This window comes from Nocardioides marmorisolisilvae, from assembly GCF_003725775.1.
GTDB classification, from domain to species: Bacteria; Actinomycetota; Actinomycetes; order Propionibacteriales; family Nocardioidaceae; genus Marmoricola; species Marmoricola marmorisolisilvae.
In genome coordinates this window covers 445,499-459,752 of the sequence record NZ_RJSG01000002.1, presented here as the reverse complement: position 1 = coordinate 459,752, position 14,254 = coordinate 445,499, and the positions used below count along the sequence as shown (strand labels likewise).

Genomic DNA, 14,254 nt, shown 5'->3' with positions numbered 1-14,254 from the left:
CGCCGTGCTCAGGTGAGCTCGGAGCGTCCCGAGTCCTTGAGCGCCTGCACGACCGCCTTCACGTCCTGGGCGTGCTCGGTCGTGGTGACCAGCAGCGCATCGCCGGTGTCGACCACCACGACGTCAGTGAGGCCGAGAACGGCCACGGTCCGCCCGGTCCCGGCGACCACCAGGCCGGTGCTGTCGATCGCCAGAACCGCAGCGGCGTCGCCGAGCACCTTCATCCCGTCGGCACCCGCCGGCAGCAGGTCCGAGAGCGCCTCGAAGTCGCCGATGTCCTCCCAGCCGAAGGCACCGGGAACGACCGCCACCCGACCGGCAGCAGCCGCCGGCTCCGCGACGGCGTGGTCGATCGCGATCTTGGTGAGTCCGGGCCAGATCTCATCCATCCGGGTCGGGTCGGCGGCGATGGCGCGGACGCCGGCGGCCAGGTCCGGGTGGTTCTCGGCGAGCAGGTCGAGCACGACGCTCGCCCGGGCGACGAACATGCCGGCGTTCCAGCGGTACTCCCCGCTGGCCACGTAGCCGGCGGCGGTGGTGGCGTCCGGCTTCTCGACGAACTCGGCGACGGCGTGCGCGGTCGGGAAGTCCTCGAGGCGCTCGGCGAGCCGGATGTAACCGAAGCCGGTCGACGGGAAGTCGGGCTCGATGCCCAAGGTCACCAGGACCCCGGTCCGGGCGACGGCTGCGGCCTCGCTGACGCAGGCGCGGAAGGCTTCCGGGTCGGCGATCACGTGGTCGGCGGCGAAGGAGCCCATCACGGCGTCCGGGTCCTGGCGCTCGATGATCGCGGCGGCCAGGCCGATCGCCGCCATCGAGTCGCGCGGGCTCGGCTCGGCAACCACGTTCGCGGTCGGCAGCGCGTCCAGCTGACCGGAGACGGCCTCGGCGTGGGCCGCCCCCGTGACGACCAGCAGCCGGTCGCCGACCAGCGGCACCAGGCGGTCGTAGGTGGCCTGCAGCAAGCTGCGGCCGGTACCACCGAGGTCGTGCAGGAACTTCGGGGCCGCGGCGCGCGACAGCGGCCAGAGCCGGGTCCCCGCTCCACCCGCCGGGACGACGGCCCACAGGTTCTCATCAGCCATGCCGCGCATCATGCCCCAAGGCGGCTGACCGTCGGCGGGTGACCTAGCGTGTGCGGGTGACCACGCTGCCCGCCCTGCTCCAGCGACGGCTGCTGGCCGACCCCGGGCAGCCCTTCGTCACCTACTACGACGACAGCACCGGCGAGCGGACCGAGCTGTCGGTGAAGACCTGGGCCAACTGGGTCTCGAAGACGGCCAACCTGTTCGCCGACGAGCTAATGCTCGATCCCGGAGACGACCTGCGCATCGACCTGCCGCCGCACTGGCTCGGCACGGTCTTCCTCGGTGGCCTGCTCAGCTGCGGCTTGTCCCTGGACGGCACTGCACCGGTGGCGATCGTCGGACCCGACGGACTCGGCGGGAATCTCGCCTCGACCACGATGGCCTGCGCGCTGCACCCGTTCGCGACCCGTTTCACCGAGCCGTTGCCCCCGGGCGTGCTCGACCACGGCGTGCTCTGGGCCGGGCAGAGCGACGTGTTCTCCCCGATCGAGCCGACCGAGCTCGGCGACGTCGTGCCCGACGACCGCCGGGTGCTCACCGACCTCGACCCGCTGGGCGAGGAGGGCCGTGCGCTGCTGGTCGGCCTGCTGGCCGGCACCGGTTCCCTGGTGCTGGTGCGGAACCTGGACGACAGCGGGTGGCCCGCTCGCTCCCAGAACGAGCGGGCCACTGCTGTCCTGCGGACGGATCAGCCGATCAGCTGATATCCAGCGAATCCGTTTGCCACCCACAACCGGGGGGCGAACCCGCCGGTCGTCTTCCCCGGGAGCAACCAGATCGTGCCGGTTCCCTTTTCCCTGGCCAGGACATCTGCGATCCCGTCACCGTCGACATCACCGAGGCCGACGTACGAGTCGTACGCAGTGTCCACACTGCCGTTTGCCGCCCGCAGGGCGTCTCCGACCGTGCTGCCCACCATCGGCACGATCGAGCTGTTGGTCGAGCGGAGCGCGGCGCCACCTTGCGGCTTCCACGCCCCCGTCCCGATCTGGTTGAAGGTCCGCAGCGAGGCCGGAGCCACGCGCGGGGCCTTGAACCCCTTGGTGCCGTAGCCCGGGAAGATCTCCCAGGGCCCGGTCCCGATCCGACCGATGAGGTCGGGGTACCCGTCACCGGTCACGTCGCCGACGGCGGAGAGGTTGCGCACGCCGCTCCACCCCTTGCCCAGCGAGTGACCGCGGCCGAAGGTGCCGTCCGCGTGACCCGGGTACCAGACCAGCAGGTCGCTGCTGGAGCTGCGGATGATGACGTCGCTGCGACCGTTGCGGTCCCAGTCGCCGACGTTGATGACCTGGCTGGCCGCCGGCAGCTGGAGGTTGGCCTTGAGCGAGCTGGTGATGTTCCGCTTGCCGCTGTTGGCGACCACGACGAGGCGTCCCTGGGAGTCCCGACCGACGACGTCCGCCGCTGCGGTGCCCACCATCGGCGCCATCGAGGTCTTCTTCAGCGTGCTGAAGCCGGAGAACGAGCCCCAGGTCTGTCCGAACTTCCCGCTTCCCGCACCGGACAGGATGGTGCCGAGGCCGGTACCGGCAGCGCGGGCCATCACGTCGGTGTGGTCGTCGCCGGTGAGGTCGCCCCAGGAGAGCAGGCCGATCAGCGGCGTGACCGACTTCTTGACCTGGACCTTCGGGCCGAGCGACAGCCCGCCCTTGCGACCCGGGAACAGGTAGACGGTGTTGCCCCCGGAGATCGCCATCAGGTCGGGGTACTTGTCGCCGTTGAAGTCGCCCACCGCGGTGGTCCCGCTGTAGGTCCAGTCCTTGGCGATCGTCCTCCCCAGGGCGAACTTGCCGCCGCCGGTGCCGCGGAACAGCACCAGGCCGCCGGTCACCCGGGACTTGCCGAGCACGTCGAGCTTGCCGTCGCCGTTGAAGTCGCGCGCGGCGATCAGGGTGCTGAGGTCCTTGAACTTCGCGGTGCTGGCGATGCCCGTGGTGGACACGTGCCCCTGCCCGTCGCCGCGGTACACCGCGGTCTGGCGGGTCTTCGCGTCCCGAGCCAGCACGTCGGACTTGCCGTCGCCGGTCAGGTCACCGACCGCGACGATCACGTCCTTGCTGAACCAGACGCCCTTGCTGACCACCCGGCTCTTGTAGGTGCGGATGCCGTGGGTCGGGACGACGCGGATCATGTCGGTCGGGGACTTGATGATCAGGTCCGGCCAGCGCTCGCCGGCCAGGCTGGTCCGGGACGGGAACGAGATCGTCGGCTGGTCGACCGCCGGCGCCGGCGCCTGGGTCGGGCTCGCCGATCCGGCGGGGACCGGGAGCACCGGCCAGTTCACCGGGTCACCGGTCAGCTGGGAGTCGTTCTGGATCTGCGCCGCCATCGCACGGATCTCGGGGATCTTGGCGTACAGGTAGCGCCCCGGGCACGCGGTCTGGCCGACGTCGCGGTGCCCGTTGATCGCGTTGAGGTAGCGGTCCTTGACCCACAGGTGGGTCGCGTCGGCCTTGATGCCGTACAGCGACAGCTTCCAGGCGAAGAGCTTGGCGTAGGCGACGAGCACGGCCTGCGGCGGCTCGGCGATGTCGTAGTTGCCGATCGCCGACATCGCGAACGCGTACTCGTTGTAGCCCAGGGTGTGCGCGCCGACCACCGGACGGTCCACGCCGCCGTAGCGGCCCTCCCAGATCCGACCGAACCGGTCGACCAGGAAGTTGTAGCCGATGTCGGACCAGCCGCGGGACTGCGTGTGGTACGCGTAGATGCCGCGGATCAGCGCCGGCACCTGCTCGGGCGTGTAGTTGTTCGCGTTCACCGTGTGGTGGATGAAGCCGGTCTTGATGGTGCCGTAGTGCAGCGAGCTCTTGTCGCGCAGGCTCTCGTTGGCGCCCCACTGGGCGCGGGAGAAGATGAACGGCTTCGGCGCCGTCCGCATCGCAGCGAGGTTCAGATCGGCTGCGGCCCCATCCCCATGGGCCGCAGCCGATCCGCCTCCCCCCATCCGGGCCGTCGAGGAGATCGGAGCCGCACTGGTGGCTCCGGCATCCGAGGCCGGAAGCTTCGAGGTGTCGATGGCCGCAGGCTGCTCGACCACCTTGCTGGTGCCCGGGTCGATCACGGCCAGCTCGAGGTCGGCCGGCGCCGGGGCACCGTGGGTGACCGCGCGCATCTGGACCTGGTCGACGTTGCCGACCACGATCGGGTCGGTGCCCGGCCGCTCGGGACGGTCGCCCTCGGCCTCGCCGGCGTCCGGGCCGTGGTCGTCGTGGTACGCCGCGGTCTGCCAGCCGGACCAGGTGCCGTTGCGCGCCGTGCGCACCTGCACCTTGATCTGGTCCTCACCGAGCTTGGTGCCCGGCTTCCAGGTCACTCCGACGGTCGCGTAGCCGTGCACGGCGGTCGGCTTGGACAGCATCGTCTGGGACAGGGTCGCCCGCGCCGCGGTCCGGGTCCTCGGGGTCGCGATCTTGACCTCGCGCACCTGGGGGGCGACCGGCCGGGTGGCGACGTACGCCTCGGACTCCTGCACCGCCGGGGTCAGCGAGGACGCCTCCGGGGCGCGCTTCTCCGGCGCGACGATCTGCAGGGTCATCACGCCGGCTGCGGACAGCCCTACGGCCACGACGGCAGCAGTCACCAGGAACTGCTGGCAGATCGTGACGTAGCGAGCTCGGGTCAAACGCATTGAAAAGACTCCATGTGAGGGGGAAGTAATTCACACGAGTCCCAAGATTCACATCAGTAACATGCGTTACGCAAGACATTCCTCCTAATTACAAACCTGTAATTCCTGAATTACATGGATGTAATTAAATGCATTTCCTGTCGACATTTTGAAAAGCCCGCAGAAATGCAGAACCCGCTCCTTCCCGTATCGGGCGGAGCGGGTCCTGGCTGAGGTTTTGCAGGTCAGCAGGCCGAGCCGAGGTCGCTGGCCTGGTTGGCCGCGTACCCGGCGTGCATGCTGCCGATCGCTCCCCCGGTGGTGCCCTGGTCGGTGCTGGTGGTCGGCTTCTTGGTGGTGCCGGAGTGCGACTTCCCGCTCGACTTCTTCGCCGGGTGGATCGCGGCATTCACCATCCGGTGGATCTTGGCGATGTCCGGCTTTCCGGTGACGATCTGCGGCGGGACGAACGAGATCGTCCGGACCGCCTGACCGCGAGCCTTCAGCGCCAGCGAGATGAAGTGGTCGACCTCGCTGCGCGGGATGTCGGTGGTGATCAGGGCCGCGCTCGCGGAGGCGATCTTGTCGAAGTTGAGCACGACCTTCTCCGGCGAGAGCTGGTGCAGCATCGCGTTCATCACGCACTTCTGCCGCGCCATCCGTGAGTAGTCGTCGGCCGACTCGCGCGAGCGGGCGAACCAGAGCGTGTCGTGCCCGTTCAGCTTGCGGGTGCCGGGCTCGATGTAGCCGGTGACCGGTCCTCCGACACCGCCGATCGGGATCCGGTCACGAACCTTGAGCGTGACGCCGCCGACGGCATCGACCATCCGCTGGAACCCCTTGAGGTTCACCATCGCGAAGTAGTTGATCTTCAGACCGGTGATGCCCTCGACCGCTTCGGTGGTCGCCTCGACGCCGGGGTTCTTGATGCCCTTGAACAAGGCCTTGTGGTCGGCAGCCCAGGTCGCCAGCGAGTTCAGCTCGCAGGTGATCCCGCAGTTGTAGCCGTCGGGGTACTGCTCGGCCATGATCGAGCCCTTGGCGAACGGGAAGTTCAGCATGTTGCGCGGCAGACCGAACAGGATCGTCTTCCCGGTCTTCGCGTCGATGCTGGCGACGGTGATGCTGTCCGGGCGCAGGCCCCAGCGGCCCTTGCCCGAGTCACCGCCGAGCAGCAGCACGTTGTAGCGCCCGTCGGTGGCGTCGGTCGCCTTGCCGCTGCTGAAGACGTTGGTGATCAGGTCCTTGTTGACGTTGACCAGGTGCGAGGCGAAGAGCAGTGAGCCGGCCACCGAGAAGCACAGGAAACCGTTGATGCCGACCATCGCGAGCCGCTGCTTCTGCGCCAGGGCCAGCGGCTCACCGATGCGCCAGGCATCGACGAACAGGAAGGCCCAGCCGATCGCCAGACCCATCAGCACGAAGCGGATCATGCCCAGCCAGAACGGGTTGAGGAAGAACCAGAAGGCGAAGCTGTGCGAGACCAGCGCCAGCGCGAACACGAGTCCACCGATGAGCAGCACGGAGAACCAGATCCGCATCGCGATCCGCCCGACCTCCTTGCGTCCGGCGGCGAGCTGGGCCGAACCGGGAAGGACCAGCGTCATCAGCATCAGCGCCACGGCGCGACGGAAGCGGATCCGACCGAGGGCAGCGCGGTGGTCCGGGGGAAGGGCGGACTGCATGACAGCGAGTATCACCAGTCACACGCGTCACTCCTGTGAGGCGCGCCGAACGGTTTCTCGTGCCCTAGTGCGCCCGACCCTCGAGGATCTCGGCCTTGCTCGCCAGCCGGTGCGCACGGCGGATCTCCGCCTCCCGCAGGCGCCGGATCTCGTCCGGCGTCTCCGGTGCCAGCGGCGGCACCGCCCGCGGCGCCCCACCCGGGTCGATGGCGACGAACACCAGGTACGCCGAGGCCACGTGCACCGGTGCTGTGCCGGCCTGGTTCCACGGCTCGGTCTCCACCCGGACCCCGACCTCCATCGAGGTGCGCCCGGCCCAGTTCACCTGAGCGGTGGCCCGCAGGATGTCGCCGACCTTGACCGGGGCGAGGAAGGCCATCTCGTCCATGGCGGCGGTCACCGCCGGCCCGCCGGAGTGCCGTCCCGCCGCCGCACCGGCGGTCGAGTCGACCAGGCGCATCACCTCGCCGCCGTGCACGTTGCCGAGCAGGTTCACGTGGTTCTGACCGGCCAGCAGCGTCAGCGTCACCCGTCCGTAGGACGGTGGGAGCGGTTCCATGCGGGTGAGCGTAGTCACGCGGGCGTCGCGTGGCTCGCACCGTTGGTCCCTGTAGGTTCGGGCGCATGCCGGACCGCCCTGAAGACTCGCCGGAGTACCACTGGCTCTACGGGCTCAAGCACGGCTCGACCCCGCCCGCGGACGAGGTCGAGGAAACGCAGGTGATCCCCGGTCGGCCCGACCCGCGCACGCACCCGGCCGCTCCGGACCTCCCGCCGGGCGGCCCCCGGCGCATCCAGCCCGAGCCCGGAACCGCTCCGCGCAAGCGCCGCCGCTTCCCGTACGGGAAGGTCGTGCTGCTGCTGGTGCTGGCCTGGATCGCCTACCTCGTCGCCGTCCCGACGCTGGCGTGGAAGAAGGTCGACAAGGTCAACGCGTTCCCCGCGGCCTCGACCCGTCCCGCGGACCAGCCCGGTACGACGTACCTGCTGGTCGGCTCGGACAGCCGCGCGGGACTGACCGCCCAGCAGCGCCGGCAGCTGACCACCGGCGGCGACGTCGGCCAGCGCACCGACACGATCATGCTGCTGCACATCGGGTCCGGGAAGCCGCTGCTGCTCTCGATCCCCCGCGACTCCCTGGTGCCGATCCCGGGTCACGGCACCACCAAGATCAACGCGGCGTTCGCCTACGGTGGCGCGAAGCTGCTGATCCGCACCCTGGAGCAGGACACCGGGGTGAAGATCGACCACTACGTCGAGATCGGCTTCGGCGGGTTCGTGAACGCGGTCGACGCGGTCAACGGCATCACCGTCTGCCCGACCCGGCGGATGTTCGACCGCAAGGCCGGGCTGCACATCTACGCCGGCTGCCAGCACGTGAACGGGATCACCGCGCTCGCCTACGCGCGGTCCCGGCACAGCGACCCGGCCCTCGGCGACATCAGCCGGGCCAAGCACCAGCGCGAGGTCGTCAGCGCGATCGGCGACAAGGTGAAGTCGCCGTGGAGCGTGCTCAACCCGTTCCGCTACTCCGACCTGATCAACGCCGCCACCGACTCGCTCAAGGTGAGCGACGGCACCGGCGTGATCGACATGGCGAAGTTCGCCCGTGCGATGACCCAGGTCAACGGCAAGAGCGGACTGACCTGCTCGATGCCCATCCGCGACCTCGCGGTGCACTGGGACCGCGACCGGGCCCTGGCGCTGATGCGCCGCATCAAGACCGACAAGACCGACCACATCCCCCGCAACCTCTGCTCACCGACAGGACTGCCCCAGTGACCGACCCAGTGACCGACCCAGTGACCTACGAGTTCGAGACCCTCGCGGTCGACATCGACGCCGACGGCATCGCGACGCTGCTGCTGAACCGTCCCGACGCACTCAACTCCTTCACGGTGACGATGGCGGTCGAGCTGGAGCAGTTCTTCCTCGACGCCGCGGCCGACGACGACATCCGCGCGATCGTGGTCACCGGGGCCGGCCGCGCCTTCTGCGCCGGCATGGACCTCTCGGCCGTCGGCAACGTGTTCGGGCTCGACGAGGACGCGAACCCGACGCCGGCCGACCTGCGCGACCGGCTGACCGAGGAGCCGTTCCAGTCCGGCGTCCGGGACACCGGCGGCAAGGTCACCCTGGCCATCCACGCCTGCCCGAAGCCGGTGATCGCCGCGATCAACGGACCGGCGGTCGGCATCGGCGCGACCATGACTCTGGCGATGGACCTGCGCCTGGCCTCCACCAAGGCGCGGATCGGCTTCGTCTTCGGCAAGCTCGGCATCGTGCCCGAGGCGGCCTCCACCTGGTTCCTGCCCCGGATCGTCGGCACCGCCCAGGCGCTGGAGTGGATCTACTCCGCCGAGATCATGACCGGCGAGCAGGCGCTCGCCGGTCGCCTGGTGCGCTCGGTGCACGAGCCCGAGGAGCTGCTCGAGGCGGCGTACGCGCTCGCCCGCACCTTCGTGGTCGGGCGGTCACCGGTCGCCCTGGCGCTGGCCAAGCAGATGGTCTACCGCAACTCCGCCGCCGACCACCCGATCGAGGCCCACCGCGCCGACAGCCTCGCGATGTGGCACGCCTCGACGGGCGACGGCAAGGAGGGGGTCGCCGCGTTCCTGGAGAAGCGCGACCCGGTGTTCACCGGCAAGGCGAGCGAGACCCCCGAGATCTACCCCTGATCGGGGGCGTGTCCGGCGTCACGTGCAGGGGGTGACCGGCGAGACAGCGCTTTCACGCGAGTCGTTCCACGATGACGGTGTAAACACCGAGCAGGAGGACGCGTGATGGCTGCAGCAGCTTTCGTCGAGAACCGGGGTACGAACCGCGCCGACGTCCGCCCGGTCGAGGTCGGCGCCTGGACGCTCGACTACCTCGGCCCGGGATTCCGCGTCCAGCTTCGGGTGACCGCGCGCGGGGGTCGCGGCCACATCTCGGCCTGGATCTCGCCGCCGACGGCGGCCCGGGTCTTCCTCGTCGCGGTCGGCAACGGCGACGCGCACGAGGAGGCGGTGGTCAGCAGCAACGGCCACTTCGAGTTCGACCGGGTCCGGGCCGGCAGCGGCTACCGACTCGCCTTCGTCACCGAGACCTGCGACCGGCCGATCCTGACGCCGCCGTTCTGGGTCTAGAGGGTCCGGGCGAACAGGTCGCGCAGCTCGGCGTAGTGCCGCTCGGCACCGGCCTCCTGGTACATCGAGGTGTCGGCCATCGTGTAGCCGTGCGGGGCGTCCGGGTAGATGACGTTGCTGTGCGCCAGGCCTGCGCCGGTCAGCGCGGCCTCGAGCGCCTCGACGGCCTCCGGCGGCATCGACCCGTCGTTGTCGGCGTGCCCGTAGACGAACTCGGCGCGCGCCTGCAGTAGTCCGAGGTGCGGGCTGTCCTCGGCGTCGGTGACCAGGCGACCGCCGTGGAAGCCTCCGACCGCGGCGATGTCGTCCGGGTGCAGTGCGGCGGCCCGGGTCGCGATGCGGGCACCGAGGCAGTAGCCGGTCACCCCTACCGGCCCCGGCGCAACGCCGGGCATCCCCCGGAGTGCCTCCACGTACGCCGCCACGTCGTCCACTCCGTCCCGGGGAGCCAGGTCGTCGATGCGGGGGCCGACCGTCGCGAAGAATCTCTCGCGCTCGCCGGGCTGTCTCAGGTCTCCGCTCGGTGCCAGCTCGGCCACGGTGCCGGTGCGGAAGAAGAGATGGGGAGCCAGCACGACGTAGCCCCAGGACGCGATCCGGTCGACCATCGTCTGGATCTGCGGCCGGAGTCCGATCGCGTCGGCGAGGAACAGGACGCCCGGGTGGTCGGCATCGTCGTCAGGTCGGCCCGAGAACGCCTCGACCGAGGCGGTGCCGACCGGGATGGTGAAGGTGGTCACGCTCGTCAGGTTAGAGGACCACGGTCCGGTTCTGTCTCGGGTCCGACTTCGTCCTCCTCGACGACGTGCACGGCGGCCTCCTCGGCGCTCGCGCCGGCTCCGTCGATCCCGACGTCCTCGGCCACGGAGTCCTTCTCGGTGTCCGCGGCCAAGCCCTCATCGGGCGCCACCAACCGCCCGGCGCGCGGGTCGGCCCGCCCCGGGTCGTGGTCCGCCTCGGCGTACGGGTCGGGTTCGGGTTCCTCCGCCGCCAGCCGGTCGTCCAGGCTCGGCTCCGCTCCGGGATCGCGGCGCAGGTTCGCCGGCTCCCGGTCCGGGGGCGAGTAGCCCTCGTCGAGCACGTCCTCGACACCCCGGTCCTCCAGGGTGTCCTCGGGTTGAAGCTGGTCCTCCGTCATGCCTGCGCAATACCCGGGACACCGAGTCTCAACCGAGATGTATCAACCCCCTCGGCTCCGCCTCTTGACCGGTGTGAGCCAGCACCCCGCCACCCAGAGGACGACCGAGTGGGCCAACGCCCTGGACGTCGCCCACCCCGCTGACGTCAGCGACGACAACGTCGTCGACCTGACCCTGGTCATGCACGACCACGAGAGCGTGCGGACCGCCATGTTGCAGACCCCGAACGAGGTCGGCACCTGGTCGCTGGAGTACCTCGGGCCCGGGTTCCACGTGCAGCTGCGGATCGCGCGCCGCAACCGGCAGGCCCGGTTGGACGGGTGGATGTCGCCGGCGCGACCCGTGAAGGTCCTGCTGAGCACCCTGCTGCACAAGCCGACGATCCTGGAGGCCGAGGTCAGCGAGAGCGGCCGCTTCGAGTTCCCGATCGCGCCGACCGGCGCCTGCCGGATGAGCTTCGCCACCGATGGACCAGGGCGGCACCCAGCCACGCCGCCCTTCTGGATCTGACGGCCGCCGTGCGGAGGATTTCGGGCACCTGCGGGGATATGCCCGGGTTTGGACCCACGGCGGTCGTCGCCCACCTCGCCAGCCACCGCAGAAACAGTGGCCCCTCACGTTCAGCACGCACTAGATTTTGCGCTGGATGTATCAACCGGCACCGCAGGTGCCTCGTTGGGGGCGTGGTCACCATTTCCGAAGGTTCCGGCACCGAGAAGAGCGCCGAGGGGGGCGCGCGCTGGAGCGCGTCCGCGGCCGCCTTCACGGCCTGGCGGGACGGCGACCGCGAGGCTCTCGACGAGCTGGTGCGCCTGCTCTCCCCCACGCTGTGGCACGTCGTGCGTGCGACCGGCCTCGACCGCGCCAGCGCCGAGGACGTCGTGCAGAGCACCTGGCTCGCCCTCGTCGACAAGGCCGACACCATCGCGAACCCGATGGCGGTCGCCGGCTGGCTGTGCACCACGGCCCGCCGTGATGCCTGGAAGATCAGCAAGAACTTGCGCCGCGAGCTCGCCACCGAGGACGACTCGCTCGGCTGGTCGCTGCCCAGCATGGAGGGTCCCGAGGCCGGCGTCGTGCTCCGTGAGGACCACGCCCGACTCCGCACCTGCCTGACCCGGCTCAACGAGCGCTGCCAGGCCTTGCTCCGGATGCTGGCCGCAGGCCCACGTCCGGACTACGCCGAGGTCTCCGACGCCCTCGACATGCCGGTCGGCAGCATCGGCCCGACCCGGGCCCGTTGCCTCGACAAGCTGCGCGTCGAGCTGCTCGCGGAAGGAGCGGTGTGATGGCTGACGAACCGCTCACCCCGGAGGAGTCCGCAGCGGACGCCGAGCTCCTCGACGCGATCTCCGATCTCTGGGACGTGCTCGACCCGCCGCCCGAGGACCTTTCCGAGGGCGTGCTCGCCCGCATCGAGACCAACGACCTCGACGCCGAGCTGCTCACCCTCGTCGAGTGGGACAAGGAGCTCTCCGGCGTCCGCTCGGTGACCATGCTGCGCGCCCCCGACGAGGTCGGCACCTGGTCGCTGGAGTACCTCGGGCCGGGCTTCCGGGTCCAGGTCCGGATCTCCCGCAGCGCCCGTCAGGCCCGCCTCGACGGCTGGGTGCTCCCGGCCCAGCCGATGACGGTGCACCTGACCTCGATGGGCAAGAACAGCACCAGCGACGAGACCCGGGTCAGCGACTCGGGCCGCTTCGAGTTCCCGGTCACGCCGACCGGTGCATGTCGACTCACCTTCATCTCGGATCCCAGCGGCAGCCGTCCGCTGGTCACCCCTCCCTTCTGGATCTGAGGTTCCGTCATGGCCGCCAAGAAGACTGCTGCGAAGAAGACTGCCTTCAAGAAGACCGTCGCCAAGAAGACCACCGCGAAGAAGACCACCGCGCGGGCGTCGAAGAAGACGGCATCCAAGCGGCCGACCGCTGCTGACATCGACCGCGAGCTGAACCGGCGCATCGCGGCCCGGGAGCGGGCGGAGAGGGCGCGGATCGCTGCGTTCGAGGCGCTGTCCCCGCGCATCCTGAACACGGTCACCGCGCTCCAGGCCAACGGCAAGGCGCCGATGCCGACCGCGTACGCCGGCACGCGCGTCCTGGTGTCCCGCAGTGCGATCACTCCGGAGCTGATCGCCGAGCTGACCAACGTGGCGACCGGCCTCGGCTGGACGCTGGACGCGCGGGACGCGGTGAACCCGCCGAAGCAGGCGCACCGCGCAGCTCTGGGGGTCGCGCGTCTCGAGCTCGGCGTACCGAACGACGGCGTGCTGAAGAAGCCCGACGCCTGGGCCTTCATGCAGGCCGTGAAGTCCAGCCGGAAGAAGGTCCTCAAGGCCGCGAGCGTCGGCCTGGACCACGTCATCTCGATCGGCGACGTCGCCGGCAACCCGTACAACGTCGGGAACCCCTACAACGTGGGCAACCCGTACAACGTCGGGAACCCGTACAACGTCGGGAACCCCTACAACGTGGGCAACCCGTACAACGTGGGCAACCCCTACAACGTCGGGAACCCGTACAACGTCGGGAACCCGGCGCCCCCGAGCCCGGGCGTGGCCGCGTACGGATACCCGGGGACGGGCGGTCGGCAGCCCGTGGCGTACGTCGGCCCGAAGCCTGCCCGCAAGCCCAACGCCGACTACAAGAACAAGAACCAACGTCGGCCCGTGGTGGCGATCCTGGACTCCGGGTGCGGCAAGCACCCGTGGCTGGACGGCATCGTCAACACCGACGTCAAGCTCGACGGCAAGCCGATCGGCTACACCGACAAGCGCACCAACCCCGAGCTGCACGCCGACCTGGTCGGCCCGGCCGACGGCGTGATGGATACCTACGCCGGACACGGCACCTTCATCGCCGGCCTGGTCCGCCAAGCGAACCCGGACGCCGACATCGTCTCCTGGCGCATCACCCCGTCCGAGGGTCCGATCGTCGAGAGCGACCTGATCGACGCGCTCGCGGACATCGCCGAGCTCGCGCGCCGACACCGCGACGGCGAGCGTGGCGGTCACCCGATCGACGTGCTCAGCCTGTCGCTGGGGTACTACCACGAGTCCGCCGACGACGTGGATTTCGACAGCACCATCTACGCACCGCTGCGCCTGCTCGGCGAGTGCGGCGTCGCCGTGGTCTGCTCGGCCGGCAACGACTCGACCACGCGTCCCGAGTACCCCGCCGCCCTGGCCCCGTGGACGAACGGGAAGGGCATGACCAAGCCGGAGAAGGACGTCATCCCGGTCGTCTCGGTCGGCGCCCTGAACCCCAACGGGTCGGACGCGATGTTCAGCAACGCCGGACCGTGGGTCCGCGCTCACGCGCCCGGCGCCTCGGTGATGAGCACCGTCCCTGCGTTCAACAGCGGTTTCCAGCCGATGTCCCAGCTCACTCTGGACGGGCGGGTGCGGCAGTCGCCGGACGTCGACGACTTCCGCAACGGGTTCGCTCTCTGGAGCGGAACGTCGTTCGCCGCTCCGCTCTTCGCCGGCTGGATGAGCGCCGAGATCGACTCGATCGGTCTGCGCGGCGACCACCGCAAGGCCGCGATCGCGCGGATCTGGCCCCTGGTGACGCGGGGAGCGAAGATCAAGCCATGAGGACCC

At 69.9% G+C, this 14,254-nt stretch carries 14 protein-coding genes; 8 read left to right on the top strand and 6 right to left on the bottom strand.

Annotation, left to right across the window (positions count from 1 at the left end):
- Positions 1–8: 8 nt before the first annotated feature.
- A complete protein-coding gene (locus tag EFL95_RS05950) occupies positions 9–1,085 on the bottom strand; it encodes a mannose-1-phosphate guanylyltransferase (RefSeq protein ID WP_246004825.1) in 1,077 nt (358 codons plus the stop codon).
- Positions 1,086–1,141: 56 nt separating this feature from the next.
- On the opposite strand from EFL95_RS05950, the gene EFL95_RS05945 reads away from it, so the two are divergent.
- A complete protein-coding gene (locus EFL95_RS05945) occupies positions 1,142–1,792 on the top strand; it encodes a TIGR03089 family protein (protein WP_148044989.1) in 651 nt (216 codons plus the stop codon).
- Here EFL95_RS05945 and EFL95_RS05940 read toward each other — a convergent pair.
- The 3 genes from EFL95_RS05940 to EFL95_RS05930 all read right to left on the bottom strand — a co-directional run bounded on the left by EFL95_RS05940 (position 1,777) and on the right by EFL95_RS05930 (position 6,945).
- Positions 1,777–4,722: an FG-GAP-like repeat-containing protein gene (locus tag EFL95_RS05940; protein ID WP_148044988.1), complete on the bottom strand. Its 2,946-nt coding sequence runs from the start codon at positions 4,720–4,722 to the stop codon at positions 1,777–1,779. The two genes, EFL95_RS05945 and EFL95_RS05940, sit on opposite strands and share 16 nt — an antisense overlap.
- 224 nt (positions 4,723–4,946) lie before the next feature.
- Positions 4,947–6,386 carry an LCP family protein gene (locus EFL95_RS05935; protein WP_123233126.1) on the bottom strand — a complete coding sequence of 480 codons (1,440 nt, stop codon included), beginning with the start codon at positions 6,384–6,386 and terminating at the stop codon, positions 4,947–4,949.
- A 64-nt stretch (positions 6,387–6,450) separates the two neighbouring features.
- The gene (locus tag EFL95_RS05930) at positions 6,451–6,945 is read right to left on the bottom strand and encodes an acyl-CoA thioesterase (RefSeq protein ID WP_123233125.1); all 495 of its coding nucleotides are present in this window, start codon (positions 6,943–6,945) and stop codon (positions 6,451–6,453) included.
- A 65-nt stretch (positions 6,946–7,010) separates the two neighbouring features.
- Here EFL95_RS05930 and EFL95_RS05925 point away from each other — a divergent pair, with 65 nt between their 5' ends.
- The 3 genes from EFL95_RS05925 (at position 7,011) to EFL95_RS05915 (ending at position 9,514) form a co-directional block, all read left to right on the top strand.
- Positions 7,011–8,168 (top strand): LCP family protein, encoded by a 1,158-nt coding sequence (locus tag EFL95_RS05925; RefSeq protein ID WP_123233124.1) that lies wholly within the window; start codon positions 7,011–7,013, stop codon positions 8,166–8,168.
- On the top strand, positions 8,165–9,064 hold the full coding sequence (locus tag EFL95_RS05920; RefSeq protein ID WP_246004824.1) for a crotonase/enoyl-CoA hydratase family protein: 900 nt from the start codon (positions 8,165–8,167) through the stop codon (positions 9,062–9,064). Before EFL95_RS05925 ends, EFL95_RS05920 begins: the two co-directional genes overlap by 4 nt.
- Positions 9,065–9,169: 105 nt before the next feature.
- Entirely contained in the window at positions 9,170–9,514 is a 345-nt protein-coding gene (locus EFL95_RS05915; RefSeq protein WP_123233123.1) for a hypothetical protein, read from the top strand.
- Here EFL95_RS05915 and EFL95_RS05910 read toward each other — a convergent pair.
- A complete protein-coding gene (locus EFL95_RS05910) occupies positions 9,511–10,254 on the bottom strand; it encodes a dienelactone hydrolase family protein (RefSeq protein ID WP_221176337.1) in 744 nt (247 codons plus the stop codon). The two genes, EFL95_RS05915 and EFL95_RS05910, sit on opposite strands and share 4 nt — an antisense overlap.
- 5 nt (positions 10,255–10,259) lie before the next feature.
- On the bottom strand, positions 10,260–10,652 hold the full coding sequence (locus EFL95_RS05905) for a DUF5709 domain-containing protein (protein ID WP_123233121.1): 393 nt from the start codon (positions 10,650–10,652) through the stop codon (positions 10,260–10,262).
- A 73-nt stretch (positions 10,653–10,725) separates the two neighbouring features.
- Between EFL95_RS05905 and EFL95_RS05900 the strand changes: the two genes are divergently transcribed.
- From EFL95_RS05900 to EFL95_RS05885, 4 genes are all read left to right on the top strand, one after another.
- Positions 10,726–11,163: a hypothetical protein gene (locus EFL95_RS05900; RefSeq protein WP_123233120.1), complete on the top strand. Its 438-nt coding sequence runs from the start codon at positions 10,726–10,728 to the stop codon at positions 11,161–11,163.
- Between the two features lie 173 nt (positions 11,164–11,336).
- Complete coding sequence (locus tag EFL95_RS05895; RefSeq protein WP_221176336.1) at positions 11,337–11,942, top strand: RNA polymerase sigma factor; 606 nt, start codon at positions 11,337–11,339, stop codon at positions 11,940–11,942.
- Complete coding sequence (locus EFL95_RS05890; protein ID WP_123233118.1) at positions 11,942–12,451, top strand: hypothetical protein; 510 nt, start codon at positions 11,942–11,944, stop codon at positions 12,449–12,451. The genes EFL95_RS05895 and EFL95_RS05890 overlap by 1 nt, the downstream gene beginning before the upstream one ends.
- Positions 12,452–12,460: 9 nt before the next feature.
- Entirely contained in the window at positions 12,461–14,248 is a 1,788-nt protein-coding gene (locus tag EFL95_RS05885; protein WP_123233117.1) for a S8 family peptidase, read from the top strand.
- Positions 14,249–14,254 lie beyond the last annotated feature (6 nt).

What these genes read in the sequence shown, in the direction of transcription:
- EFL95_RS05935 (WP_123233126.1), bottom strand. Translation starts at nt 6,386, where the DNA reads ATGCAGTCCGCCCTTCCCCCGGACCACCGCGCTGCCCTCGGTCGGATC.
- EFL95_RS05925 (WP_123233124.1), top strand. Translation starts at nt 7,011, where the DNA reads ATGCCGGACCGCCCTGAAGACTCGCCGGAGTACCACTGGCTCTACGGG.
- EFL95_RS05915 (WP_123233123.1), top strand. Translation starts at nt 9,170, where the DNA reads ATGGCTGCAGCAGCTTTCGTCGAGAACCGGGGTACGAACCGCGCCGAC.
- EFL95_RS05885 (WP_123233117.1), top strand. Translation starts at nt 12,461, where the DNA reads ATGGCCGCCAAGAAGACTGCTGCGAAGAAGACTGCCTTCAAGAAGACC.
- EFL95_RS05950 (WP_246004825.1), bottom strand. Translation starts at nt 1,085, where the DNA reads ATGGCTGATGAGAACCTGTGGGCCGTCGTCCCGGCGGGTGGAGCGGGG.
- EFL95_RS05940 (WP_148044988.1), bottom strand. Translation starts at nt 4,722, where the DNA reads ATGCGTTTGACCCGAGCTCGCTACGTCACGATCTGCCAGCAGTTCCTG.
- EFL95_RS05890 (WP_123233118.1), top strand. Translation starts at nt 11,942, where the DNA reads ATGGCTGACGAACCGCTCACCCCGGAGGAGTCCGCAGCGGACGCCGAG.
- EFL95_RS05905 (WP_123233121.1), bottom strand. Translation starts at nt 10,652, where the DNA reads ATGACGGAGGACCAGCTTCAACCCGAGGACACCCTGGAGGACCGGGGT.
- EFL95_RS05930 (WP_123233125.1), bottom strand. Translation starts at nt 6,945, where the DNA reads ATGGAACCGCTCCCACCGTCCTACGGACGGGTGACGCTGACGCTGCTG.